The organism is Neisseria sicca 4320, assembly GCF_000193735.1.
GTDB classification, from domain to species: Bacteria; Pseudomonadota; Gammaproteobacteria; order Burkholderiales; family Neisseriaceae; genus Neisseria; species Neisseria sicca_E.
Genome location: NZ_AEPF01000146.1, coordinates 1 through 245 on the forward strand (window position 1 = coordinate 1; position 245 = coordinate 245).

At 56.3% G+C, this 245-nt stretch carries 1 protein-coding gene; it reads right to left on the minus strand.

The window, feature by feature from the left end:
• The coding region (locus NSCA4_RS0111480; protein ID WP_016688252.1) for a DDE-type integrase/transposase/recombinase at positions 1–245 on the minus strand (245 nt) is incomplete at both ends.

The window sequence follows — 245 nt, forward strand, 5'->3', positions numbered from 1 at the left end:
CCCCGCCGTACGGTACAGCACGCCTTGGTCGGAATGAAGCATCGTTCCTTCACCGGTCAGCCGGGGTGCGGCTTTTTCGAGCATTTCCTTCACCATTTCGCTGTCGGCTCTGCGGCTCATGGCGTAGGCGACGATTTCTCGGTTGAACAGGTCCAATATCGGCGAGAGGTACAGTTTGCCGTCCTTTCCTTTGAGTTCGGTCACGTCGGTCAGCCATTTTTCGTTGGGCTTTTCGGCTGTGAACA